Annotated in this window: 21 protein-coding genes, 3 tRNA genes and 1 pseudogene; 16 read left to right on the plus strand and 9 right to left on the minus strand. The window is 70.9% G+C overall.

Annotation, left to right across the window (positions count from 1 at the left end; all coding sequences use genetic code 11):
• The first annotated feature begins 73 nt into the window (after positions 1-73).
• Positions 74-1,462, plus strand: a complete 1,389-nt coding sequence (locus Q1B24_RS06450) for a dicarboxylate/amino acid:cation symporter (protein ID WP_299924989.1) — start codon at positions 74-76, stop codon at positions 1,460-1,462.
• Positions 1,463-1,539: 77 nt separating this feature from the next.
• Here the strand turns inward: Q1B24_RS06450 and Q1B24_RS06455 are convergent.
• A tRNA-Arg gene (locus tag Q1B24_RS06455) sits at positions 1,540-1,613 on the minus strand.
• Positions 1,614-1,677: 64 nt separating this feature from the next.
• On the opposite strand from Q1B24_RS06455, the gene Q1B24_RS06460 reads away from it, so the two are divergent.
• Positions 1,678-2,115, plus strand: a complete 438-nt coding sequence (locus tag Q1B24_RS06460; protein WP_299924991.1) for a group I intron-associated PD-(D/E)XK endonuclease — start codon at positions 1,678-1,680, stop codon at positions 2,113-2,115.
• Positions 2,116-2,319: 204 nt separating this feature from the next.
• Here the strand turns inward: Q1B24_RS06460 and Q1B24_RS06465 are convergent, their stop codons facing one another.
• Complete coding sequence (locus Q1B24_RS06465) at positions 2,320-2,937, minus strand: hypothetical protein (RefSeq protein WP_299924994.1); 618 nt, start codon at positions 2,935-2,937, stop codon at positions 2,320-2,322.
• Between the two features lie 224 nt (positions 2,938-3,161).
• Here Q1B24_RS06465 and Q1B24_RS06470 point away from each other — a divergent pair, with 224 nt between their 5' ends.
• Positions 3,162-3,320, plus strand: coding sequence for a hypothetical protein (locus Q1B24_RS06470; protein ID WP_299924997.1), 159 nt, complete (start codon positions 3,162-3,164; stop codon positions 3,318-3,320).
• A 25-nt stretch (positions 3,321-3,345) separates the two neighbouring features.
• Here Q1B24_RS06470 and Q1B24_RS06475 read toward each other — a convergent pair whose 3' ends face one another.
• On the minus strand, positions 3,346-4,359 hold the full coding sequence (locus tag Q1B24_RS06475) for an adenosine deaminase (RefSeq protein ID WP_299925000.1): 1,014 nt from the start codon (positions 4,357-4,359) through the stop codon (positions 3,346-3,348).
• Positions 4,360-4,384: 25 nt separating this feature from the next.
• On the minus strand, positions 4,385-5,200 hold the full coding sequence (locus tag Q1B24_RS06480; protein WP_299925003.1) for a thioredoxin domain-containing protein: 816 nt from the start codon (positions 5,198-5,200) through the stop codon (positions 4,385-4,387).
• A gap of 98 nt (positions 5,201-5,298) precedes the next feature.
• On the opposite strand from Q1B24_RS06480, the gene orn reads away from it, so the two are divergent.
• Both orn and Q1B24_RS06490 read left to right on the plus strand, forming a co-directional pair.
• Complete coding sequence (gene orn / locus Q1B24_RS06485) at positions 5,299-5,943, plus strand: oligoribonuclease (protein WP_299925006.1); 645 nt, start codon at positions 5,299-5,301, stop codon at positions 5,941-5,943.
• 47 nt (positions 5,944-5,990) lie between these two features.
• Positions 5,991-6,066, plus strand: a tRNA-His gene (locus Q1B24_RS06490).
• Positions 6,067-6,127: 61 nt separating this feature from the next.
• On the opposite strand, the gene Q1B24_RS06495 is transcribed toward Q1B24_RS06490, so the two are convergent.
• The 3 genes from Q1B24_RS06495 to Q1B24_RS06505 all read right to left on the minus strand — a co-directional run bounded on the left by Q1B24_RS06495 (position 6,128) and on the right by Q1B24_RS06505 (position 8,069).
• A complete protein-coding gene (locus tag Q1B24_RS06495) occupies positions 6,128-7,306 on the minus strand; it encodes an aromatic acid exporter family protein (RefSeq protein WP_299925009.1) in 1,179 nt (392 codons plus the stop codon).
• 86 nt (positions 7,307-7,392) lie between these two features.
• Complete coding sequence (locus Q1B24_RS06500) at positions 7,393-7,659, minus strand: metal-sensitive transcriptional regulator (protein ID WP_299925012.1); 267 nt, start codon at positions 7,657-7,659, stop codon at positions 7,393-7,395.
• On the minus strand, positions 7,659-8,069 hold the full coding sequence (locus tag Q1B24_RS06505) for a DUF302 domain-containing protein (protein ID WP_299925015.1): 411 nt from the start codon (positions 8,067-8,069) through the stop codon (positions 7,659-7,661). The genes Q1B24_RS06500 and Q1B24_RS06505 overlap by 1 nt, the downstream gene beginning before the upstream one ends.
• A gap of 98 nt (positions 8,070-8,167) precedes the next feature.
• Between Q1B24_RS06505 and Q1B24_RS06510 the strand changes: the two genes are divergently transcribed.
• From Q1B24_RS06510 to Q1B24_RS06535, 6 genes are all read left to right on the plus strand, one after another.
• Positions 8,168-8,485 carry a rhodanese-like domain-containing protein gene (locus Q1B24_RS06510; RefSeq protein ID WP_299925017.1) on the plus strand — a complete coding sequence of 106 codons (318 nt, stop codon included), beginning with the start codon at positions 8,168-8,170 and terminating at the stop codon, positions 8,483-8,485.
• A complete protein-coding gene (locus tag Q1B24_RS06515) occupies positions 8,485-9,864 on the plus strand; it encodes an MBL fold metallo-hydrolase (protein WP_299925019.1) in 1,380 nt (459 codons plus the stop codon). Before Q1B24_RS06510 ends, Q1B24_RS06515 begins: the two co-directional genes overlap by 1 nt.
• A complete protein-coding gene (locus tag Q1B24_RS06520) occupies positions 9,861-10,688 on the plus strand; it encodes a sulfite exporter TauE/SafE family protein (RefSeq protein WP_299925021.1) in 828 nt (275 codons plus the stop codon). Before Q1B24_RS06515 ends, Q1B24_RS06520 begins: the two co-directional genes overlap by 4 nt.
• 35 nt (positions 10,689-10,723) lie before the next feature.
• On the plus strand, positions 10,724-12,916 hold the full coding sequence (locus Q1B24_RS06525) for an MMPL family transporter (RefSeq protein ID WP_299925024.1): 2,193 nt from the start codon (positions 10,724-10,726) through the stop codon (positions 12,914-12,916).
• A gap of 46 nt (positions 12,917-12,962) precedes the next feature.
• On the plus strand, positions 12,963-13,148 hold the full coding sequence (locus Q1B24_RS06530; protein ID WP_299925027.1) for a hypothetical protein: 186 nt from the start codon (positions 12,963-12,965) through the stop codon (positions 13,146-13,148).
• A gap of 80 nt (positions 13,149-13,228) precedes the next feature.
• Complete coding sequence (locus Q1B24_RS06535) at positions 13,229-13,432, plus strand: DUF2892 domain-containing protein (RefSeq protein ID WP_299925030.1); 204 nt, start codon at positions 13,229-13,231, stop codon at positions 13,430-13,432.
• Positions 13,433-13,475: 43 nt separating this feature from the next.
• Here Q1B24_RS06535 and Q1B24_RS06540 read toward each other — a convergent pair whose 3' ends face one another.
• Positions 13,476-14,378, minus strand: coding sequence for a universal stress protein (locus tag Q1B24_RS06540; protein WP_299925033.1), 903 nt, complete (start codon positions 14,376-14,378; stop codon positions 13,476-13,478).
• Positions 14,379-14,540: 162 nt separating this feature from the next.
• Here Q1B24_RS06540 and Q1B24_RS06545 point away from each other — a divergent pair, with 162 nt between their 5' ends.
• The 3 genes from Q1B24_RS06545 (at position 14,541) to Q1B24_RS06555 (ending at position 17,357) form a co-directional block, all read left to right on the plus strand.
• A complete protein-coding gene (locus Q1B24_RS06545; RefSeq protein ID WP_299925036.1) occupies positions 14,541-15,605 on the plus strand; it encodes an NAD(P)-dependent alcohol dehydrogenase in 1,065 nt (354 codons plus the stop codon).
• A gap of 49 nt (positions 15,606-15,654) precedes the next feature.
• Positions 15,655-17,223, plus strand: coding sequence for an NAD(P)/FAD-dependent oxidoreductase (locus Q1B24_RS06550; protein WP_299925039.1), 1,569 nt, complete (start codon positions 15,655-15,657; stop codon positions 17,221-17,223).
• A gap of 61 nt (positions 17,224-17,284) precedes the next feature.
• A tRNA-Lys gene (locus Q1B24_RS06555) sits at positions 17,285-17,357 on the plus strand.
• A 224-nt stretch (positions 17,358-17,581) separates the two neighbouring features.
• Here Q1B24_RS06555 and Q1B24_RS06560 read toward each other — a convergent pair.
• Positions 17,582-20,545, minus strand: coding sequence for an ExeM/NucH family extracellular endonuclease (locus Q1B24_RS06560; RefSeq protein ID WP_299925042.1), 2,964 nt, complete (start codon positions 20,543-20,545; stop codon positions 17,582-17,584).
• A 333-nt stretch (positions 20,546-20,878) separates the two neighbouring features.
• Here Q1B24_RS06560 and Q1B24_RS06565 point away from each other — a divergent pair, with 333 nt between their 5' ends.
• Positions 20,879-22,591: a bifunctional metallophosphatase/5'-nucleotidase gene (locus tag Q1B24_RS06565; protein ID WP_299925045.1), complete on the plus strand. Its 1,713-nt coding sequence runs from the start codon at positions 20,879-20,881 to the stop codon at positions 22,589-22,591.
• 277 nt (positions 22,592-22,868) lie between these two features.
• Positions 22,869-23,150, plus strand: a pseudogene (locus tag Q1B24_RS06570) (transposase); the annotation flags it as partial.
• Positions 23,151-23,226: the final 76 nt, after the last annotated feature.

The raw sequence follows: 23,226 nt of genomic DNA on the forward strand, positions 1-23,226 counted from the left end.
TTCGACTGATCCTCCACCACCTGCGTCCCCGCACGGTTGCAACTGCGCGGTCCCGAAAGGTTACCACTTCAGTATGAATACTTCTGTTACGGCGGAGAAGAAGTCCACCCGCTTCCGCCTCCCCTCGTTCGGCGTCCAGGTCCTCATCGGCCTGGTCCTCGGCGTCGTCCTCGGACTCGTCGCCCGCAGCATGGGTGCGGACGGCGTGGACGCCACCACCGGCGAGGTGGACCCCAACTGGCTCACCGAGACGCTCAGCACCATCGGCGGCACCTTCGTCACGTTGCTGCGCGCCGTCGTGCCCCCGCTCGTCTTCCTCGCGATCGTCGCCTCGATCGCCAACCTCCGTGACGTCACCGGCGCCGCACGGCTCGCGTGGCGGACGCTCATGTGGTTCGCGATCACCGCACTCATCGCGGTCGTCATCGGCATCGTGCTCGGCCTCGTGCTACAGCCGGGTGACCACACGAGCGTCACCTCCGACGCGGCGTCGGCCCCCTCGACGACCGGGTCGTGGCTCGACTTCCTGACCGGCCTGGTCCCCGCCAACGTGCTCGGGCTCGAGGGCTCGGCCTCCGACGACGGGTCGGTGGGCCTGTCCTTCAACGTCCTGCAGATCCTCGTCGTCTCCATCGCCGTCGGCATCGCGACCCTCAAGGTCGGCGAGCCCGCCGAGCCGTTCCTCGCGTTCGTGCGCTCCGCGCTCGCCGTCGTGCAGAAGGTCCTGTGGTGGATCATCCTGCTCGCCCCGATCGCGACCGTCGGCCTGCTCGGCAACGCCGTGGCCAGCTATGGCTGGGACGCGCTGGGGTCGCTCGGCATGTTCACCGTCGCGGTCTACATCGGCCTCGCACTCGTGGTCGCCGGCGTCTACCCGACGCTGCTGCGCCTCCACGGGCTGTCGGTGCGCCAGTTCTTCTCCGGCGCCTGGCCCGCGATCTCGCTGGCCTTCGTGTCGCGGTCCTCGGTCGGCACGATGCCGGTGACCGAGTCCGTCACGGTGAAGAACCTCGGCGTGCCCCGGTCGTACGGCTCCTTCGCCGTGCCGCTCGGCGCCACCACCAAGATGGACGGCTGCGCCTCCATCTACCCCGCGATCTCGGCGATCTTCGTCGCGCAGTTCTTCGGCCTCGACCTCTCGGTCACCGACTACGTGCTGATCGCCTTCGTCTCGGTGATCGGCTCGGCCGCCACCGCCGGCGTCACCGGTGCGACCGTCATGCTCACACTGACCCTCTCCACCCTGGGCCTGCCCCTCGAGGGCGTGGGCCTGCTGCTCGCCATCGACCCGATCCTCGACATGGGCCGCACCGCGGTCAACGTCACCGGGCAGGCGCTCGTGCCGACGATCGTCGCCAAGCGCGAGGGGATCCTCGACCAGGCGGCGTACGACGCCCCGCGCGGGCGCGACGCCTGGCGCGAGGACGTCGACGCCCGGGAGCCGGCGACCGCCGCAGCCTGACGACTCAGGGCCCTGTGGCAGGCGTCGGGCCTACGATCCGTAGGCCCGACGCTCCGACGGTCCGAGACGTCGCCGCGCGCCCCCGGCAGGATTCGAACCTGCGGCCCAGTCATTAGAAGTGACTCGCTCTATCCAGCTGAGCTACGGGGGCTCTGCCATCCACAAGTCAATCATGGCCAGGCACCTGGGCGTCGTGGTCCTCCTAGAGTTGGGCGATGGCGGTGCACCACACCAAGGACAAGGGCGATCTCGGCACCGCCAAAGCGCATGCCGACCTCGTCGCTCACGGATTCATGGTCCTGTTCCCTGCGACCGAGCACGCCGAGTTCGACCTGGTCGCCTATCGATCCAGCACCTTCGTGCGCGTGCAGGTGAAGTACCGCTCGGCGCGGTCCGGCGCCATCACCGTGCGATTCCGCTCGGTCTGGGCGGACCGGCACGGGACGCACGTGAGACCGTCCGACAAGTCACAGGTGGACGTCGTGTGCATCTACTGCCCTGAGACCGACTGCTGCTACTACGTGCGGCCCGCGGAGCACGGCGAGTCGGTCACCCTCCGGGTGTCGCCCACCCGCAACGGGCAGGTGCACGGCGTGCTCTCGGCCGACGACTTCCGCGCCGTCCGAGTCTCCCCCACCAGTGGACCGGCGTGACGCCCGCCGACACGCCCACCGACCTCCCCCAGCACGCGATCGCGCGCGGTCAGGATGTGGTCAGGCCCCGCCACGTATGAGGTAGCGGGGCCGAATGCTTGCCCGATGCGTCCGGGCTCGACAGACGTACGACGGCCCGGAGCAGGAGGTCTCTCGAACTCCGACTCCGGGCCGTCAGCGTGCGTCAGGCAGACGGGCGAACCGTCAGACGCCCAGGTTGAGCGCAGCCAGGATCTGGTTCAGCAGGGTCTGCAGCTGGCCCAGGAGACCGGCGAGCGGGCCACCGTCGAGCAGACCGACGACCGCGCACAGCAGGTTGCCGAGCAGGTTGCCGGCACCGGCGACCGCGGTGATGTCGAGCACGACGCGCTGCAGGTCGATCTGCAGGCCGAGGACGTTGAGGTCCAGCGGGCCGAGCACCAGGTTGAGGATGTCGCAGGCACCCGCGTTGGCGGCGACCCGGCCGTCGGTGACCGAGCTGCCGTTGATCTTCTTGATCGGGATGGTCTGGATGCCCGAGAACTTCGTGTTGGGTCCGGCGTCCTTGATGACGCCCTTCATGAAGCCCTTCATGTAGAGCACGCCGTCACGCTCGACGACCTTGATCGGCGTGAACGAACCACCGACCTTGTCGCCGTTCGACGTCTTGCCGACGACCTTGCTCGTGATCTTGCCGGCGTCGGACTTGCCGACCACCGACTTGCTCGAGGTCGGCGCGGCGGACGAGCTCGCCACGGTGAGCGTGGTGAGGCCGACGGTCATGGCCAGGGCGACCACCGCCCCTGCGGCGAGCCGCCGGGCTACGTGCGTGAACTGGTTCATGTTCCCCTCCGAGTGTGTTGCCTCCCGCGAAGCAGCATCTGCCGCTCCCTCCGCGGGAGGCTAGGCACGGACGCTCGCGGCGGTCATACCCCAACAGGTAGGACACCGGGTCGAACTCCCGTTCACACCGGTTTTCACCGCCCTGCGGGTGAAGGCCGGCTCATGCGGCGCAGGAGCGCGGGTACGGGGCCGTCGTCGCATCCCCCCACCAGATCGGAGTCCCGATGTACCAGGACCTGGGCCTGAGCCTCCTGACCGTGCTCGGCGTGCTCACCGGCATCGGCGTGCTGCTGTACGTCCTCGCGGTGCTCGACCCCACCAGCGTCCGCACGGCCAAGCAGCTGCCGACGCACCGCGCCCCCCGCGGCGGCGCCGACACCTGACCGGCCCGTCCGTACGTGGCGCGGCTCAGCCTGCGGCGTACGCCTCGATCTCCGCGCTGACGCGCGCCTTGACGTCCGCGGGTGCGAACGACGCGTCGACGGCCGCACGCGCGAGGTCGGCCACGCCCTGCTCGTCGAGGTCGAGCAGGCCGGCCGCCACCTCGTAGTCGCGGTTGAGCGACGTGGCGAACATCGGCGGGTCGTCGGAGTTGATGGTCACCGTCACCCCGGCGTCGACGAAGGTCCGCAGCGGGTGGTCCTCGATCCGCTCGACGGCCCGGGTCGCGATGTTGGACGTCGGGCACACCTCGAGCACGACCCCGGTGTCGGCCAGGTGCGCGAGCAGCTCGGGGTCCTGCGCAGCCGAGACCCCGTGGCCGATGCGCTCGGCGCCGAGCAGACGCAGCGACTCCCAGACCGTCTCCGGGCCCGTCGTCTCGCCCGCGTGCGGCACCGACCGCAGCCCGGCAGCGCGGGCGGCGTCGAAGTGGGGGCCGAACTGCGCCCGCGGGACCCCGACCTCGGGCCCGCCCAGACCGAAGCCGACCAGGGCGTCGGTGCGGTGCTCCAGGGCGTACTCGAGGGTCGCGTCGGCGGCCGGCAGACCGGACTCGCCCGGGATGTCGTAGATCCAGCGCAGGACGAGCCCGAAGTCACGCTCCGCGGCGACCCGCGCGTCCTCGATGGCCTCGGTGTAGGCCTGGATGGGGATGCCGCGGACCACGGACGTGTACGGCGTGCAGGTGAGCTCGGCGTAGCGCAGGTTCTGGCCCTCGGCCATCTCGCGGGCGACCTCGTAGGTCAGCAGTCGCACGTCCTCGGGGGTGCGGACCAGGTCGACCACGGCGAGGTAGACCTCGATGAAGTGGGCGAAGTCGCGGAAGGTGAAGAACTCCCGCAGCGCCTCGACGTCGGACGGGACGCCGGCCGCCGGGTGGCGCGCCGCGAGCTCGGAGACGATCCGCGGCGACGCCGACCCGACGTGGTGCACGTGCAGCTCGGCCTTGGGCAGGCCGGCGATGAAGGACTGGAGGCTCACGCCCCGCAGTCTCCCAGAGGGGAGGTCAGCTGGCCGGGACCATCCTCGCGGCGATGTCCTCGATGGTCAGGCCTTCTCCCTCGATGACCTCTCCGTCGACCAGCACCGTCGGAGTGGAGTTGACGTCGGCGTCGGCCGCAGCCTCGCCGGCCGCCTCGACCCAGCCCTCGAAGGCCATGTCCTCGATGCCGGGGCGTACGGCGTCCTCCTCGGCGCCGGCCTCGACGGCCCACTCGACGAGCTGGTCGTCGTCGGGGAAGGGGCCCGACTCGGCCGGCTGGTTGTCGAAGAGCAGGTCGTGGAACTCCTTGGCGACCTCGGGACCCGACGCGTCGAGGACCACGGCGAACGCGTTGGCGGCCGCGGGAGAGTAGTCGCTGATCCGCTCGAGGAACGGGAGCGGGCGGTACTCGACGTTGACCTCGCCCGCCTCGAGGGCGGCGTCGAGCCGGTCACCCACCGTCTGCTCGAGCTGGCCGCAGAAGGGGCAGAGGAAGTCCTCGTAGATCACGATCGACTTCGGCGCGTCCGCGTCGCCGACGACCATGCCGAAGTCGTCGGTCGCGCCGGCCGGCGCGGTGGCGGGCTTGTCGGAGCCGAGGTTGGTGACCAGGAAGTAGCCGCCGACCATCAGGACCAGCACCGCACCGATCAGCCCGAAGCGGGTGAGCTGCTCCTTGCGCTTGGCCTTCTTGCGACGCTCCTCGGCCTCGGCCCGGGCGCGCTCGGTCCGCGCCCGACGGGCCTCTCGCTTGGCGGCGGTCGCCGCCTTCTCCTCAGCGGTCCTGTGCGAGCTCTTCTTCTGCGCCATCGAGGCTTCCTTCGTGATCGGTGTGCTCATCTGCCGGTGCTGCACCCCCGACCCTATGAGGCGAGGCTGAGTCGACGCTGAGAGCGTCCAGGTCCACGGACGGGAGCGCCCAAGTAGGGTGGCCCGTCGTGAGCGACAGACTGGTGTGGATCGACTGTGAGATGACCGGGCTCGACCTCGGGGCCGACGCGCTCATCGAGGTCGCAGCCCTCGTGACGGACTTCGAGCTCAACGTCCTCGGCGAGGGCGTCGACGTGATCATCAAGCCCTCGCAGGAGGCGCTCGACCAGATGGTCGAGTTCGTGCGCTCGATGCACGAGAAGTCCGGCCTCCTCGAGGAGCTCTCCAGCGGTACGACGCTCGACGAGGCCGAGCAGCAGGTGCTCGACTACATCAAGGAGCACTGCCCCGACGGGAGCCGTCCCCCGCTGGCCGGCAACACCGTGGCGACCGACCGCGCGTTCCTCGCTCGCGACATGCCCGGTCTGGAGTCGTTCCTGCACTACCGGATCGTCGACGTCTCCTCGATCAAGGAGCTGTCGCGCCGGTGGTATCCGCGGGCCTACTTCGCCGCGCCCACCAAACGGGGCAACCACCGCGCGCTCGCCGACATCCAGGAGAGCATCGAGGAGCTGCGCTACTACCGCGAGGCCGTCTTCGTGCCCCAGCCCGGCCCCGACAGCGCCAGCGCCAAGGAGATCGCCGCGCGTCACGGCGGGCAGCTGACCGGCCTCGGTCCGGACACCGACGCCGATTCCGGCTCCGCGGGCTGAGTGTCCTACACTTCTCGTCGTCCGCAGCGCTGGCGCTGTGGGACATGGTGGGTATAGCTCAGCTGGTAGAGCGCCGCCTTGTGGTGGCGGATGTCGCGGGTTCAAGTCCCGTTACTCACCCCAGACAGATCGAGCCCCCGGCCTGGCCAGGCCGGGGGCTCGAGTCGTCCTCAGACCCGCGTCCTCAGGTGACGTCCGGGTCCGCGGCGCGGCGGACGGGGACCCGGAGCGGGACGCGCGCGTGGCCGATGGGGTTGGCCTCGGCGACGCGGTCCATCGCGTCGACGATGTTGCGCAGGTTGATGATGAGGGCGCCGTAGACCGGCCACTCGGGCGAGCGCTCCGTGGCCCGGAGGTCTTCGGTGAGCGTCTCGAGCCGGCTGCGTACGTCGAGCAGCGCGTCGGCGTCTGCCGCGCTGGTCGCCCGGCCGGCGTCGCCCAGCATGGAGATCCACCGGTCGGCGAAGTCCTCGCCCCAGGTCTCGCGGTGCGCGCGCTGACCGCCGAGGGTGCGGGCCAGGCTGCGGGTCTCGGCGACCGCCTGCTCCATGCGGCGCAGCAGCTCGTGCCAGTCGCTGGGGTTCCTCATCGCGCGCGCCGAGCGGCGCGGGTTCATCCGGGCGCTCTCCTGGGCCTGGCGGACCAGCGCCCAGGCCTGCTCGAGGTCGCCGTCGAGGTCGCGGGTGCGGTCGATCCAGCCCTTGACGTCCTCGTCCTGACAACCGTCACCGAGCCCTCCCGCCATGTCGACGAGCAGCTCGCCGATGCCGTCGTCGATGCGGTCGAGCGCCTGCGCGGCGGTGTGGCGTCGCAGCGGCGGCCACACCAGGACGTTGACCAGCAGGCCGACGGCGACACCGATCGCGGTGTCGAGCAGTCGCGCGATGAGCAGGCGGTCACTGTCGAAGCCGGTGGTGAGGACCACCAGCCCCGTCGTGGCGATCGTCGTCGCCTCCGCGCCCAGCCAGGGCACGGAGCCCAGGATCAGCGCCACGACCAGCAGCAGGGTGATCGCCCCCGTGCTCAGCCCGAGGGCCTCACCGACGATCGTGGCGAGCAGGACCGCGACGACGGTCGCGGCCACCTGCTGCATGCCCTTGGAGAAGGTGCGGTAGACGGTCGCGTGCACCACCAGCAGCGCGGCCCAAGGCGCCAGGAACGGCTGCGGCACGTCCAGCACGCTCGACGCGATCAGCCACGCGGCGACGGCGGCCACCACGGTCTTGACCAGCTGCAGGACGTCGTTCCACCAGATCGGGTCGCCCAGCTTGTCGTCGACGCGCTGGCGCCACCTCTCCCCGAGACCCTCCCCCGAACTCTCCCCCGAACTCTCCCCCGCGCTCTCCCTCTCGTGCTCCCTCATGGTGCTCCTCTCCCTCACCGATCGACCCTACGGACGTCGACGGGCGGTGCAAGCACCCGAAGAGAGGTGCGCGACTGTCGGCGGCCTCATGCCAGGGAGAGGAAGAGCTTCTCCATCTTCTTCACGTCGAGGCTGTCGACCTCACCGTCACCGGCGACGAGGCACTGCTGCAGCCCGGAGGCGACGATGGCGAAGCCGGCGCGGTCGAGCGCCTTGGACACCGCAGCGAGCTGGGTGACGACGTCCTCGCAGTCGCGCCCCTCCTCGAGCAGGCGGAGCACACCGGCAAGCTGCCCCTGGGCGCGCTTGATGCGGTTGATGACGGGCGTCATCTCGTCGGGGTCGAGCTGCATCAGTCCTCCTGGGTGGACGTGGTGAGTGCGGCGAGGGCCGCGGTGAGTCGCTGCTTGGCATCGGCGGCGACGGAGTCGAGGGCGCCGGCTCCGGCGAGGCCCATCATGGCGTCGGGGTCGAAGGCCTCCACGAGCGTGGTCGCGTCGTCGAGGGCGCGGACGACGACGTTGCACGGCAGCACGGCCGCGATCGACGGGTCGACCTGGATCGCCTCGTAGGCCAGCGGCGGGCGGCAGGCGCCGAGGATCACCTGCGGGGGCAGGTCGACGTCGAGCTTGGCCTTCATCGTGGCCGCGAGGTCGATCTCGGTCAGGATCCCGAAGCCCTGGTCCGTGAGGGCCGCCCGGGTGGCCTCGACGGCCTCGTCGTAGGGGCGGTCGACCTGGACGGACATCGTGTAGGTGGTCATGGGCCAAGCATACCCCCCGGGGTGTTTTTGCGTTTGTCGACGATACCCCCTAGGGTATCCAACGACCGATCAGAACGTTCGCAGACGAGAGGAACCGCATGTCACGCCCGACGCCCGAGATCACCCTCGAGGAGTTCGCCGCAGCGCACCAGGACGGCACGACCGTCGACGTGCGCGAGCGCGGGGAGTACGCGCAGGGACACGTCCCCGGCGCCGTCCTGGTGCCGATGGGCCAGCTGGCCTCGCGCCTCGGCGAGCTCGACCGCTCGTCCCGGATCCACGTCATCTGCGCCTCGGGCAACCGCTCGAAGGCGATGACCGACCTGCTCGTCGCCCAGGGCTTCGACGCCGTGTCGGTCGCCGGCGGCACCCAGGCCTGGATCGCCTCCGGCCGCGCGGTGGGGGTGGGTCTGTGATGACCGACCTGACCGTCCTCGTGATCGACACGCCCACCCTCGGCGACCGCAGCTACCTCGTGCACGACGGCGAGGTCGCCTTCGTGGTCGACCCCCAGCGCGACATCGACCGCGTGCTGACCCTCCTCGACGAGCACGGCGTACGCCTCACGCACGTCTTCGAGACCCACATCCACAACGACTACGTCACCGGCGGCCTCGCGCTCGCGGAGCAGACCGGTGCCCACTACCTCGTCAACGGCGAGGACGACGTCTCCTTCTCCCGCACCCCGGTTGCGGACGGAGACGTCGTCGAGGTGGGTGGACGCATGCGCGTGACCGCGCTGGCGACCCCCGGCCACACGTTCACCCACCTCTCCTACCTGCTCGTCGACGCGGCCGCCGAGGGCGACCAGCACGTCGGCGTGTTCTCCGGCGGGTCGCTGCTCTACGGCGCCACCGGTCGCCCCGACCTCCTCGGGCCCGAGCACACCCACGCCCTGGTGCACCACCAGCACGCCTCCGCCCACCGGCTCGCCGAGCTGCTGCCCGACGAGGCGGAGGTCTATCCCACCCACGGGTTCGGCTCCTTCTGCTCCGCCACCCAGTCCGACGCCTCGTCGTCGACCATCGGTCGGGAGAAGCAGGCCAACCCCGTCCTCACCCAGGACGAGCAGACGTACGTCGACGAGCTGCTGGCCGGTCTCGGCCCGTGGCCGGCCTACTACGCGCACATGGCCCCGGCCAACGCCGCCGGCCCCTCCGAGCCCGACCTGTCACCTCCGGCGGTCGCCGACGCGACCGAGCTGCGGCGTCGCATCGAGGCCGGGGAGTGGGTCGTCGACCTGCGCAACCGCACGGCCTTCGCCGCGGGGCACGCCCCCGGCACGCTCAACTTCGGGCTCGACGGCGGGTTCGCGACCTACCTCGGCTGGCTCGTCACCTGGGGCACGCCGATCACGCTCCTCGGCGAGACCGCCGAGGAGGTCGCCGAGGCCCAGCGCGAGCTGGTCCGCATCGGCATCGACCGCCCCGCCGCCCACGCGACCGGCGGCCCGGACGACTGGAGCGACCGCGAGCTCAGCTCGTTCGCGACCGCGACGTTCGCCGACCTCGCCCAGGTACGCCACCACCGCGAGGTCGTCGTCCTGGATGTGCGCCGCGCCGACGAGCACGACGCCGCGCGCATCGACGGCGCGGTCAACATCCCGCTCCACGAGCTGTGGGACAGGCTCGCCGAGGTGCCCGCGGGCGAGGTGTGGGTGCACTGCGCCGGTGGCTACCGCGCGTCGGTCGCCGCCTCGATGCTCGACGCCGCCGGACGCTCGCTCGTGGCGATCGACGACTCCTTCGACAACGCCGAGCAGGTGGGCCTCCACCTCGTGGGACCCGACGCGTGATCGAGCTCCTCCTGGCCGCCGTCGCCGGAGCGCTCATCGGGCTCAGCCTGGGTGCGCTCGGCGGCGGCGGCTCCATCCTGGCCGTCCCCGTGCTCCTCGCACTCGGCCAGACCGCGACGCAGGCCACCACCGGGTCGCTGGTCGTCGTGGGCGTCACCTCCCTGGCGGGAGCCGTGACCGCCCACCGTGCCGGGAACGTCCTCCTCGCGCGCGGCATCGCGTTCGGTGCCGTCGCCATCGGCGGCGCGGTCATCGGCGCGCACGCCTCCGCAGCCGTGCCCGAGCCCGTGCTGCTCGCCGCGTTCGCGGGCCTGATGCTCGTCGTGGCCGGCCTGATGACCGTCCGACAGCTACGCAGCCGGCGCGGCACCTCCTCGGGCGCTCACGCCGACCGGCCCCGCCTCGACGACCCCATCATCACGTTCAGCCCCACCTTCATGTGCCAGTGCCCTCGCGCGCTGAAGGTGCTCGTCACCGCGACCGCGGTCGGCCTGCTCACCGGGTTCCTCGGCGTCGGCGGCGGGTTCCTCGTCGTTCCCGCCCTGACCCTCGCACTCGCGCTCCCCATGGGCTACGCCGCCGGCACGTCGCTGGTCGTCATCACCATCACCAGCGCCGCCGCCCTCGCTGCTCGCGCCGGCACCGGCATCGCACCTGACTGGTGGCTCGTCGGCGCCCTCACCGTCACCGCCGTCGCCGGCTCCATCGCCGGCGCCCGCATCGCCGCCCGCACGGACACCGCCCGGCTCTCCGCCGCCTTCACCGGCCTGGTCCTCCTCGTCGCCGCCTACACCGCCGCGATCGCCGTGCCCGCCCTTCTCTGACCCCCTCACCCCTGACACAGAAACGAGTTCTGCTCATGACGTCGACGGCCACCCGCCGCCACGCCCGAACCCCGTCCCACGACCTTGACCCTGACGGCATCGGCTACCGCCCCGGCCCGCTCGGTCGGCTCGGCCTGTGGGTCACCCACCACCGCAAGGCGACCGCCCTGGTCTGGCTGCTCCTCGTCATCGGTCTCGGCGCGTTCGCACCCAAGGTCGAGGCCAACCTGTCCGGCGCCGGCTGGCAGGCCGACGGCTCCGAGTCCGTCGCCGTGCGCGAGCTCGCCACCGACAGCTTCGGCGGCAACGCCAGCTCCGCGATCCAGGTCGTCGTGCACAGCACCGACGGCCCGGTGACCGAGGGCCGCGGCGGTGACGTGCTCGACGAGGTCACCACCATCCTCGACGACGAGCCCCGCATCGCCGACGTCATCGCACCCCAGCCCGGCGCCACCCTGAGCCAGGACGGCGAGACCGCCGTCGTGCTCGCCGGCGCCGGCGCCGACCCCAACGAGATGGTCCGCGTCGCCGACGACCTCAAGGCCGAGCTCGAGGCCCTCTCCGGTGACGGCATCGAGGTCAACCCGACCGGCGCCTCCCTGCTCTGGTCGGACTTCAACGAGGCCAACCTCGACGCCATGCTCAAGTCGGAGATGATGTCGTGGCCGGTCACCCTGGCCATCCTCGTCCTCGCCTTCGGCGCCCTCGTCGCTGCCGGGCTCCCGCTCATCCTCACCCTCGCCGGCCTCGTCGCCTCCGCCGGCTCACTCGTGCTCATCAACGAGCTCATCCCCGTCTCCATCTGGGCGATGAACTTCGCGATGATGTTCGCCCTCGCCCTCGGCATCGACTACGCGCTCTTCCTCGTCGTCCGGTTCCGCGCCGCCCGGATGGGGCACCACGAGACGCCACGCCAGGCCATCGCCGAGACGATGGACACCGCGGGCAAGGCCGTCCTGCTGTCCGGCGCCACCGTGCTCGTCTCGCTGTCCGCGGTCATGCTCGTGCCGTCGCCGGCGTTCCGGTCCATGGCCGGCGGCATCATGCTCGCCGTCGTCTTCGTCCTGCTGGCCACGCTGACCCTGCTGCCGCTCGTGCTGTTCAAGCTCGACCACAGGATCAACAAGGGAGCGCTCAAGTGGGTCCACACCGGTGAGCACCGGTCCGCGAGGTTCGCCGCCTGGGGCGAGCGCCTGTGGAAGCGGCCCCTCGCGTTCGGGCTCGCGTCCCTCGTCGTCCTGCTCGCCCTCGCCGCGCCCGTCCTGGGGCTCAAGACGGCGATGCCGTCCATCCAGGTCCTCCCCGACGACGCCAGCGCCCGGGTCGGCTACAACCAGGTCAAGGACGCCTTCGGTGACGGAGCCCCCGGCACCCTCCAGGTCATCACCGACGCCACTGACGCCAAGGCCACCGCCACGGTCCTCGCGGCCGACCCCGGCATCGCCGGCGCCATGCCCGCCCAGCCCGCCTCCGACGACGCCGGGGCGGACGCGGACCTGGTGCTCATCCAGGCAGTCCCGACCGTCGACCCGTCCGACCCCGAGCTCGCCGACACCGTCGACCGGCTCCGCGCCGACCTGCCCGACACTGCTCTCGTCGGCGGAGCAGCCGTGGAGAACCTCGACCTCAAGACACAGCTCGACGACTCCACCCCGCTCGTCATCGGCGTCGTGCTCGGTCTCGGGTTCCTGCTGCTCCTCATCGCGTTGCAGGCGCCGCTCATCTCGCTCCTCGGCACCCTGGCCAGCCTGCTGTCGACCGCCGCCGCGTTCGGTGTCGCGCGGCTGGTCTTCCAGGACGGCATCGGTGCGGACCTGCTCGGGTTCGAGTCCCAGGGCTTCCTGGACGCGTGGGCGCCGGTGTTCTTCTTCGCGATGATCTTCGCGATCGCGATGGACTACACCGTGTTCCTGCTCGCCTCCGCCAAGGAGCACTACGAGAAGTCCGGCGACCCCAAGGAGGCCATGGTCGGCTCGCTGGCGCACTCCGGACGCGTGATCTTCGCCGCCGGTGCCGTGATGGTCGCGGTGTTCTTCACCTTCGCGCTGTCCGGCCCGCTGCCCCCGAAGGAGATGGGCATCGTGCTCGGCGTCGCCGTGCTGCTCGACGCGTTCCTCGTGCGCCTCGTGCTGCTGCCCGTGATGCTCCGCCTCACCGGCCGGGCGGCATGGTGGAGCCCGCGCTGGCTCACCCGCGTCCTCCCCAAGATCACGTTCTCCCACGGCTGACCCGGCCGCGGCAACCCACCACACACCCCTCAGAAGGAGATCCACCATGTGCCGAGCAGTGCGATGCAAGACCTGCGGCAAGACCACCTGGGCCGGCTGCGGCCAGCACGTCGGGCAGGTCAAGGCCGGCGTCCCAGCGAAGGACTGGTGCAACGGCCAGCACACCGCTGCCGAGAAGGCCGCCAGCGGTTCGGGCGGCGGCTTCCTGTCCCGGTTGTTCAACCGGGACTGACCCCAGACCGGTGGGGCCGCGCCTTCCCCCGGGTGCGCCCCACCGCCACGACCCCTCCACCTCGACCAGAAGGACCACCCGTGAACGTCGACCGCGCCGTGCTCTCGCTCGCCGGCACCGTCATCCTCCTCAGCGTGCTGCTGAGCACCCTCGTCTCCCCCTGGTGGCTGCTGCTCACCGCGTTCGTCGGTCTCAACTTGCTCCAGTCGAGCCTCACCGGCTTCTGCCCCGCAGCGAGCATCTTCCGGCGACTCGGCCTCTCGACCGGCTGCGCCTTCCGCTGATGCGGACCGCGCTCTCCGCCTGACCTGCGCGGTGCGCTGAGCCTCACGGGTGGTACGCCGCCCGGTGCGGTCGCGGGCTCGCGAGCAGCACCGGGCACCTGGCCTCCCTGAGCACGGCGCGGGCGACCGGGCCGATGTGCGAGCCGATCGGCACGAGCGGGTCGTGGCGCCCGATCACGAGCAGCTCGGCGTCGGCGGAGGCCTCCACGAGGGACTCGGCGGCACGCCCCTGCTCGACCTGCACCTCGGCGTCCGTCGCGGCGGTGAGGTCGCCGAGCCGGTCGAGCGCGGCATTGACCTCGGCACGGCTGCTGTCGGACCAGCTGCGGACGTCCTCGGCCGACAGCGCACCCTCGTAGGGCCGCGGCAGCGACCACGAGTGAACGAGCCGCAGCTGCGCGTCCCGGGCGTGGGCCTCTGCCAGGGCGGCGCGCAGCACCTCGTCCGAGCGGTCGGCCACGTCGACCCCGGCGACGACCACCCGCTGCTTCCCGTCGGGCCGCCAGCCGCTGGGCACGGCCGCCACGGGCACCCGCAGGTGAGCGGCGACGCCGCCGGCGACGGTGCGGTTCACGATCCTGGACAGCCGCGACAGGTGCCGGTGCTCCAGCACGACCATCCGGGCGGTACGGCCGATCTCGACGAGCGCGCCCACCGGCGTGCCCCGCACGAGCTCGTGGGTGACGGGGACGGTGGCGCCGACGACGTCGTCGGCCAGCTTGACCGCCTCGGCGAGCCGCTCGGCGCCCCAGGCCTCGACGTCGGCCGCGGGGATCAGGACGTGGTCGGCGGGGATCGGGGTCAGGTCGACCGAGTGCACCAGGTGCAGGCCGCACCCGGCCCGCTGCGCCTCGTCCGCGGCGAAGGCGAGCGCGGACCCGAACTCCTCCGGTCCGACCCCGACCACGATGCGCGGCCCATGTGCGGTGGTGCGCTGCTCGGTCATGACGTCCTCCTCGACTGGTCCTGCGACCCGTCTCCTCGACTCCACTCTTCGCCTGCCGCGGCGTCGTACGAAGGGTCATTCGTCCCGGCGGCCCTCGGCAAAGGGCCCTCCCCGCGGGACCGTCACGGGGACGAGGATGGGAGCGAACCTGAGGAGGTCACCATGCGTGCGTTGCGCCTGAACGAGTGGAAGAGCGAGCCCGTGCTCGAGGACGTCCCGGTGCCCGAGCCGGGGCCGGGCGAGGTGCTGGTGCAGGTGGGCGCCGCGGGTGCGTGCCACTCCGACCTCCACCTGATGCACGAGTTCGAGGCGGGCGCCGTGCCGTGGAACCCGCCCTTCACCCTCGGCCACGAGAACGCCGGCTGGGTGCACACGCTCGGCGAGGGCGTGACCGGCCTCGAGGTCGGCCAGGCCGTGGCGGTCGTGGGCGCCTGGGGCTGCGGCACCTGTGACCACTGCCTCGACGGCCTCGAGACCTACTGCGAGCGCCCCGACCTCGCCCCCGTTCCCGGCGGTGGTGGCGGGTTGGGCCTCGACGGAGGCATGGCCGACTTCATGCTGGTGCCGTCCGCACGCCACCTCGTCCCCCTCCCCGACGGCCTCGAGGTCGTCGACGCGGCACCCCTGACCGACGCGGCGTTGACGCCGTACCACGCGGTCCGCCGCTCGCTCGGCAAGCTCGGCCCCGGCACGACTGCCGTGGTCATCGGCGTCGGCGGCCTCGGCCACCTCGGCGTGCAGGTGCTCAAGGCGATCACCGCCGCCCGCGTCGTCGCCGTCGACGGTCGCGACAGCGCGCGGGTGCACGCCTCCGAGCTGGGCGCCGACCTCGTCCTCGACCCCGGCCCCGACACCGTCGAGCGCATCCGGGAGGCCACCGGCGGCCGCGGCGCCGACGTGGTGCTCGACTTCGTCGGGTCCGACGAGACCCTGGCCACGGCGGCCGCCAGCATGCGCCAGCTGGGCGACCTCACGATCGTCGGCATCGCCGGCGGGACGCTGCCGGTGTCGTTCTTCGGCCTCCCCTACGAGACGAGCGTGCAGACGACCTACTGGGGCAACCGCCGCGAGCTGGTGGAGGTGCTGGACCTGGCCGCCCGCGGGCTGCTCCACGCCGACACGACGATCTACCCGCTCGAGGACGCGGTCGCGGCGTACGACGACCTGACCCACGGCCAGGTGGTCGGCCGCGCGGTCGTGATGCCCAACGACACGTTCACGCCATGACGCCGGTGTCGCGCCGGAGCCCGCTGCGACGAGGGTCTACGTTGGCTCGGTGAACCCGGGCAAGAGCAGCTATGACGTCGTGGTGGTCGGCGGCGGGCACAACGCCCTCGTCAGCGCCGCCTACCTCGCCCGCGCCGGGCTGTCGGTGCTCGTGCTCGAGCGCCTGGGCCACACCGGCGGGGCGGCGGTGTCGGTCGAGCCCTTCTCCGGGCACGCGGCGCGGCTCTCGCGCTACTCCTACCTCGTCAGCCTGATGCCCGAGCAGCTGATGGCCGACCTCGACCTCGACGTCCGCCTCGCCTCGCGCACCACCGCGTCGTACACGCCCTGGACGCGCGGCGAGCGCAGCGGCGGCCTGCTGGTCGAGCGCCCCGAGGGCGAGGCGACGCGCGCGTCGTTCCGCGACCTCACCGGGGGCGACGAGGAGTACGCCGCGTGGGAGGCGTTCTACGGCGAGGTCGGCCGGCTCGCCGAGGCCGTGGCACCGACGCTGATGCGACCGCTGCCGCTCGAGCGGGACGTGCGCGCCCTCGTCGACGAGCGCATCTGGGCCGACATCGTCGAGGAGCCCCTCGGCCGCGCGATCACCCGGCGCTTCGCCGACGACACCGTGCGCGGGGTCGTCGCCACCGACGCGCTCATCGGCACGTTCGCCTCGATGGACGACCCCTCGCTCGCGCAGAACCGCTGCTTCCTCTACCACCTGATCGGCAACGGCACGGGCGAGTGGCGCGTGCCGATCGGCGGGATGGGAGCGGTCACCGACGCGCTGGCCAGGGCCGCGGTCGACGCGGGCGCGGAGGTCGTCACGGGCGCGGGGGTCAGCGCGATCAGACCCGGCCCGGACGGCGCCGAGGTCGTCTGGCACGACGGCGAGCAGGAGCGCTCGGTGACCGGGCGGCGCGTGCTGTCCGGGGTCGCCCCCTGGGTGCTGCGCATCCTGCTCGGCGAGGGCGAGGACGCCGAGACCAAGCCCGCCGGCTCCCAGCTCAAGATCAACTTCCTCCTCGACCGGCTGCCGGCGCTGCGCTCGGGCGCCGACCCCGCCGTGGCCTTCGCCGGCACCCTGCACCTCGCCGAGGACTACTCGACCATCGAGCAGGCCCACGCCGCCGCGGCCGGCGGCGCGGTGCCCGACCCGATGCCGGGCGAGGTCTACTGCCACAGCCTGACCGACCCCTCCATCCTCGGCGACCGCGCCGGCTCGGCGCACACACTGACCTACTTCGGCCTGCACACGCCCGCGGGGCTCTTCGACGCCGACCCCGGCGCGAAGGACGTCGCCGTGCAGCGCGCCCTCGCCTCGATCGACGCGGTCCTGGCCGAGCCCCTCGCCGGCTGCCTTGCCACCGACGCCGACGGCCGGCCGTGCATCGAGGCGAAGGTCCCGCAGGACGTCGAGAGGGACCTGGCCATGCCGGGCGGCCACATCTTCCACGGCGACCTCGACTGGCCCTGGGCGCCGAACCGCTCACGCCTCGACACCCCGGCCCAGCAGTGGGGCGTCCAGACCGGCCACGACGCGGTGCTGCTCTGCGGCTCCGGCGCACGTCGCGGCGGGGCGGTGTCCGGGCTCGGCGGCCACAACGCGGCACAGGCCGTCCTCGCCGAGCTCTGAGGGCCACCTCGATTTCGCCTGCCGATCACCACGCGGTAGAGTTCTACTCGCTTCACCGCACGCGCCATTAGCTCAATTGGCAGAGCAGCTGACTCTTAATCAGCGGGTTCGGGGTTCGAGTCCCTGATGGCGTACAGATCAAGCCCCTGACCAGTGACAACGCTGGTCAGGGGCTTTCTCGTTGGCCGTCTTGTGCCCGTCAAGTGCCCGACAGGTCCATCCGCTGGGGTGCGCGGTGACTGCGCGTACAGGCGGCGGAGTGGGGCAGCTCGCGGCCCTCTGATGCCTTGTCGAGCTGGTGTGGATTCGGTGTCACCGCGTGACGCCGAACCCACTACCAACGATCTTCGCCGGTCGCCTAGTTCGACTGCTGGCCGCGGGGCACCACGTTGACGACGGTCTCGTCGACCGACGACTCGGTGCCGTCGCTGACCTGTACCGCGACGGGGTAGCTGCCCGGCGGCCGGTTGGCCCGGAAGGTCGCCACCGGGCCCGTGGCGTCGTCGAACTCACCGTCCCCATCGAGGTCCCACGCGTACGTGAGGTCGTCACCCTCGAGGTCGGAGGACCCCGACGCATCGAGCTCGATGCGGGCACCCGGCTTGACCGTGTACGGACCCCCGGCGTCGGCGACCGGGGCAGTGTTGAGGCTCAGGCCGACGATGACCGGGTCGTGGTCGCTCGATCGGTAGGCCGTGGGCTCGTAGAGCGGCAGGGCCGACGACTCGCGCTCGAAGGCTGCCTCGCCCGCGTCGCGAACCTCGTCGTTGTAGTCGAACAACGGCACCTCGTCGGCGTTGACCTTCCAGCCGCCGGCGCCCGTCACCTGGGCTGCGAGGGATTCTGTGGCCAAGGCGTGGTCGAGGTGGCCAAGGAGACCGTCGAAGACGTATCCGTAGGACTCCAGGCCCTCGAAGCGCTCGAGCAGGTCGACGTAGCCGGCCGTCTCGAGCGCGGTGATCGGTCGCTCCATGGAATAGGAGTTGAGGTCACCGATGACCAGGGAGTCGGGGTCGCCGCTCCCGGTCGGGTCGCTCGCCAGGTGGTCCGCGAGTGCCGCAGCCGCTCGGGTCCGGGTGAGGTCACAGTTGCCGGACCCGTCAGCGGGCGAGTCGTCGCCGGCTCCACAGCCGGAGCCCTTGCTCTTGAGGTGGTTCACCGCGACAGTGAACCGCTCGCCGGTAGCGATCTCGTCGAACGTCTGGATCAGGGCCGGACGGTTGGCGTCGTCGTCGAACCGGACGTCGTCCTCCTCGGTGAGCAGGTCGTAGTCACCGGCCGGCGCCACGGTCGCGGTCTTGTAGAGGAAGGCCTGCTTGATGGCGTCGGTGCCGATGAAGCCCGTGTCGATGTACGCGTACGTGCCCGGCGACGTGGCGGCGTTGAGCGCCTCGACGATCTGCTGGGTGGCGAGACCCGCGTCGTTCTGGATCTCGATCAGCCCGAAGACGTCGGCGTCGATCGTCTCCAGCGCAGCCACGATCTTGGCGAGCTGGCGCTGCCGCTCCGGCTCGGAGTCGGCACCGCGGCAGTCGTCTGTCCCGCTCGGCCCGCACGGACCGCTGTTGTTCGACGACGTGGTGTCCACCGTCGCGAAGTAGTTCAGCACGTTGAAGCTCGCGACCTGCAGCCGGCCGCCGACGTCGTCGGGCGACGCGGGGCGGGGGTTGGCCGCCTCGAACGTGTAGTCCACGCCGGGCACGGGGCGCAGCTTCCAGGCTCCGAAGGAGTACTCCATGACACCGGTGAGGTCGGTGATCGTGTCCCCGCCCCGGAAGTAGTTGCCCGTGCTGAGTCCCGGCGTCGGGTAGTAGTAGGGCTCATTGCTCCGCGGGCCACTGGTCGCGTCGTTCTCGTCGTTGCTGTCGTCGTCGAGGATGATGCGGCGCGTTGCCAGGTCGTCCAGGAACGCCTGGTAGCCCTCGACAGTGGGCGTGTTGGTCTGGGTGTACTGGAACTCGCGCTCGTCGGCCGTGAGCACGATCTCGCCGAACCGCGCGAGCTCGAAGTACTCGCTCACCGCGAGGGTGGTGGGGATGGTCGTGATCATGCCCTCGACCCGCTCGAAGGTGGCGGGGGCCGATGTGGAGGCGCTCGCCGGCATCGTCACGACAGCGGCGCTGGGCAGCGGCAGGCCGGAGGCCAGCACGCTGACGGACCCGCCGGTGACGTTGATCTGGGTGTTGTTGAAGAACTCGGCCACGGTGCCGGCCACCTCCACCCGGTCACCGGCGGCAAGGCCCGTCGGGCAGGTCGAACCGCAGAACACGTAGATGCCCTCGGACGTCGCCGGGACGTTGTCCGCGTCCACGTCCTCCTCCTGGACGTAGAAGCCGTTGAGGACGTCACCACTGGTGATGAGCGAGGTGACGACCGCCTCCACCTGGACCTCCTGGCCAGCGAGCGGCGAGGCGGCTCCCGAACCCTGGACTGCTGAAACGAGGATCGTCTCCAGCGGCGCAGTGACGGTCACGGTCACCGTGCACACAGCCTGAGCGTCGTCGTCCGACGTGGCCGTGACCTGCACCTCGTAGATGCCCACCGCGGTCGAACCCGCGACCGTGAGGGTCGCAGTCGCGGCCTCTCCCTGTTGGGTGGGGGCGGTTGATCCTTCGAGCGTGATCCCGGGCACCGCGTCCGAGGTGATGACGAGACTGTCGATGCCGCTGTCGACGTCGGTGGCCGACACCGGTGACGTGGCAGCCTCGCCGGTGGTCGTCTGCACACCGGGCTCGCAGCTCATCGCCGGCGGAAGCGGGTCCCCGGATGCCACGAACACCTGGTCGCGGTTGGCGTCACCGGGCGTCTGGGCGGCAGACGGCGCCCACGTGAAGTCGGCGTACGTGTCACCGGTGCCGGTGAGCTGCAGCGATTCACCGACGGGGCCGGCGCCGTTCTCGATGACCCCGATGTCCGTGCTCGTCAGACCATCGGCAGGTCCTTCCACAGCGGTCATCGTTCCCTCGTACGAGAGGAACTGCACGAGGCCGCCGTCGGCGTCCACCAGTGCGACACCGTCAGGCGCGCCGTTCTGCAGGACCAGGGGCACCGACAGGAAGCCGAAGCCCGATCCTGTGTCATCACTCAGGGTGCCGGTCAGGACGCCCTGCGGGGTGTACGTCGATCCGTTGCTCCCGTTGTACGGAACGACGCTCCATCCCGTGAGGTCCGTGCCTGCCGGCCCGGCGACCTCGATGAACTCACCGACATCGGCGCCGGAGTTGTCGTAGTGCAGCTCGTTGATGAACACCGCAGAGTCCGGGGCAACGGCTTCAGCCGCAGGCGCGACTGCAACCAGGCTGGCCAGCATGGTCAGCGGCACGGCCGCACGTACCGCTCTCGCCGCTCCGCGACCTGCACAGTGTCTTGATCCAGGCATATGGGTCACGAGTAGTCCTCGAGGTAAGGGGCGAGAGCTCCGAGGGTAGGCCGCACCCGTGAGTGCTGGCTACGGGCGGACGGTCCGCGGTGGGGAGCGTTACCCAATCTTGGGTGTGGGCGCGGACCTCTGTCCGGCCGGGCCGATCGGTAGTTATCGTCACCGGGTCGGTCGACCCCGTCGGCGACGACGCCAAACCCCCCACCTCATGCCACGCCCTGCGTGCGACCAGACGCCACGCTGGCTGCCTGGCACGCGTAGCTAAGGACATCACGGATGAGGAACAAGCTCGCTCTGCCGGCCACCCTGTTGGTCGCGTTCGGACTGACGGTGGCCGCAACGACAGGACCTGCCGCGGGTGATCCCGCGCCCGGCCGGGCCGAGAAGGCCCAGACCACGAAGATCCAGATCCTCGGCCTCAACGACTTCCACGGCGCGCTCGAGCCGCCGAGCGGCTCCGGCGGCCGGATCGGCGGGACGGACGCGGGCGGCGTCGAGTACCTCGCGACTCACGTCGACCAGCTGCGCGCGACCAACCCCAGCACGATCTTCGTGTCCGCCGGTGACCTGATCGGCGCGACGCCGCTCACCTCCGCGCTGTTCCACGACGAGCCGACCATCGAGGCCTTCAACCTGATGGGCCTGGACTACAACGGCGTGGGCAACCACGAGTTCGACGAGGGCGTCGACGAGCTGCTGCGCATGCAGAACGGCGGCTGCCACCCCGTCGACGGTTGCCAGGACGGCGACGGGTTCGCCGGCGCACAGTTCGACTTCCTCGCCGCCAACGTCGCGTACAAGGACAGCGGCGAGACCATCTTCCCGCCGTACAAGATCCACAAGTTCGAGGGCGTCAAGGTGGCCATCATCGGCATGGCCCTCGAGGGCACACCTGACATCGTGGCGCCGGCCGGCATCTCGCAGGTCGACTTCTTCGACGAGGCCGACTCGGTCAACGCGTTGGTCCCCGTCCTCAAGAGGCAGGGCGTCGACACGTTCGTCGTCTTGCTGCACGAGGGCGGCTCGGTCTCCGGCGGGGTCAACGAGACGACGATCAACAGCTGCAACAACCCGTCGGGGGCGCTGCCGCCGATTGTCGACCGGATGGACGACGACATCGACGTGGTCGTCACCGGTCACACCAACTGGGCGGTCAACTGCCTCATCGACGGCAAGATCGTCACGGGTGCAGCGTCCGCCGGCCGCCTCGTCACGGACATCGACCTGACGCTGAGCCGGGCGACCAAGGGCGTTGTCGCGCACACCGTCAACAACACGATCGTCACGCGCACTGTCCCCAAGGCCCCGGCGCTGTCCGAGCTGGTCAACAAGTACGTCGGACTCTCCGCACCGCTGGCCAACCGCGTCATCGGCTCGCTCACCGCGCCGATCACCCGGGGGGCCAACTCCGCGGGTGAGTCGTCCCTGGGCGACGTCATCGCCGACGCGCAGCTGCACGCGACGACGGCGCCGGAGCTCGGGGGAGCCGTGATCGGCTTCATGAACTCGGGCGGCATCCGCGCCGACCTGACGTTCCCCAGCAGCCCCGCCGGCGAGGGCGACGGAAACGTGACGTACGGCGAAGCCTTCACGGTGCAGCCGTTCGGCAACAGCCTGGTCACCATGACGGTGACCGGCGCACAGATCGACACACTGCTCGAGCAGCAGTTCGACAACCCGAGCACCGGCCAGAACCGCATCCTGCAGGTCTCGGCGGGCTTCCAGTACAGCTGGAGCGCTTCGGCCCCGACGGGCAGCAAGGTGGACCAGGCGTCCATCATGCTGAACGGCGTCGCGATCGACCCGGCGGCGAGCTATCGGATCACGGTCAACAACTTCATGGCTGACGGTGGTGACGGCTACACCATCCTGCGCGAGGGCACCGACCGGCTCGGCGGCGACGTCGACCTCGACGCGCTCGAGAAGTACTTCGTCGCGCAGGGCACCGTGGCTCCCGGCCCGCAGAACCGGATCACCCGCTTGCCTTGAGCAGGCACCACCTCGTGCGGGGGCGCCGACCCGACGCCCCCGTACGACGAATCCGTACCGGTAGCGCCGCGCCAGCTCTCGAATCTGGAGAGGTTCACCTCGCACGCGAACGAAGCAGATGCCGGTACGGCTGACTCGACGCTCTCAGGCGGCGGACTGACGCATCCGCGTCACCGCTCCCTCAAGGCTCCGCGCTCCCACCAGTCGATCGCCGGGTCTTCCCGTATGAACCGCCCCGGCGAGTCCGGAGACTCCGTTCCTTGGGAAGGATGGAGTCATGTCAGGGAGTACGTCGAAGAGGTACCCGGCCGAGTTGCGTGAGCGGGCGGTCCGGATGGTCACCGAGATCAGAGTCGATCATGAGTCGGAGTGGGCGGCGATGACCAAGGTCGCCGAGCTGCTCGGGGTCGGGACGCCGGAGACGATCCGGAAGTGGTGCCGCCAGGCCGAGATCGAGACCGGCCAGCGGCCCGGGATGACGGCCGAGGAGTCGGCGGAGCTGAAGCGGTTGAAGCGGGAGAACGCCGAGCTCAAGCGGGCCAACGCGATCCTCAAGTCCGGAGGCTGTCGCACGAATCGGCTCGTGCTTGGCGTGGCGTAGCAGCGCTGCGGGGTTGAGTCGAAATATTTGGGCG

The sequence above is a fragment of the uncultured Nocardioides sp. genome (assembly GCF_947488025.1).
In the GTDB taxonomy this organism is placed as follows: domain Bacteria; phylum Actinomycetota; class Actinomycetes; order Propionibacteriales; family Nocardioidaceae; genus Nocardioides.

Excerpts from the sequence above, each read along its gene's own strand:
- Q1B24_RS06480 (WP_299925003.1), bottom strand. The coding sequence starts at position 5,200 with ATGAGCACACCGATCACGAAGGAAGCCTCGATGGCGCAGAAGAAGAGC.
- Q1B24_RS06565 (WP_299925045.1), top strand. The coding sequence starts at position 20,879 with ATGAGGAACAAGCTCGCTCTGCCGGCCACCCTGTTGGTCGCGTTCGGA.
- Q1B24_RS06460 (WP_299924991.1), top strand. The coding sequence starts at position 1,678 with ATGGCGGTGCACCACACCAAGGACAAGGGCGATCTCGGCACCGCCAAA.
- Q1B24_RS06465 (WP_299924994.1), bottom strand. The coding sequence starts at position 2,937 with ATGAACCAGTTCACGCACGTAGCCCGGCGGCTCGCCGCAGGGGCGGTG.
- Q1B24_RS06525 (WP_299925024.1), top strand. The coding sequence starts at position 10,724 with ATGACGTCGACGGCCACCCGCCGCCACGCCCGAACCCCGTCCCACGAC.
- Q1B24_RS06530 (WP_299925027.1), top strand. The coding sequence starts at position 12,963 with ATGTGCCGAGCAGTGCGATGCAAGACCTGCGGCAAGACCACCTGGGCC.
- Q1B24_RS06470 (WP_299924997.1), top strand. The coding sequence starts at position 3,162 with ATGTACCAGGACCTGGGCCTGAGCCTCCTGACCGTGCTCGGCGTGCTC.
- Q1B24_RS06515 (WP_299925019.1), top strand. The coding sequence starts at position 8,485 with ATGACCGACCTGACCGTCCTCGTGATCGACACGCCCACCCTCGGCGAC.
- Q1B24_RS06510 (WP_299925017.1), top strand. The coding sequence starts at position 8,168 with ATGTCACGCCCGACGCCCGAGATCACCCTCGAGGAGTTCGCCGCAGCG.
- Q1B24_RS06545 (WP_299925036.1), top strand. The coding sequence starts at position 14,541 with ATGCGTGCGTTGCGCCTGAACGAGTGGAAGAGCGAGCCCGTGCTCGAG.
- Q1B24_RS06505 (WP_299925015.1), bottom strand. The coding sequence starts at position 8,069 with ATGACCACCTACACGATGTCCGTCCAGGTCGACCGCCCCTACGACGAG.
- Q1B24_RS06540 (WP_299925033.1), bottom strand. The coding sequence starts at position 14,378 with ATGACCGAGCAGCGCACCACCGCACATGGGCCGCGCATCGTGGTCGGG.
- Q1B24_RS06495 (WP_299925009.1), bottom strand. The coding sequence starts at position 7,306 with ATGAGGGAGCACGAGAGGGAGAGCGCGGGGGAGAGTTCGGGGGAGAGT.
- Q1B24_RS06500 (WP_299925012.1), bottom strand. The coding sequence starts at position 7,659 with ATGCAGCTCGACCCCGACGAGATGACGCCCGTCATCAACCGCATCAAG.
- Q1B24_RS06450 (WP_299924989.1), top strand. The coding sequence starts at position 74 with ATGAATACTTCTGTTACGGCGGAGAAGAAGTCCACCCGCTTCCGCCTC.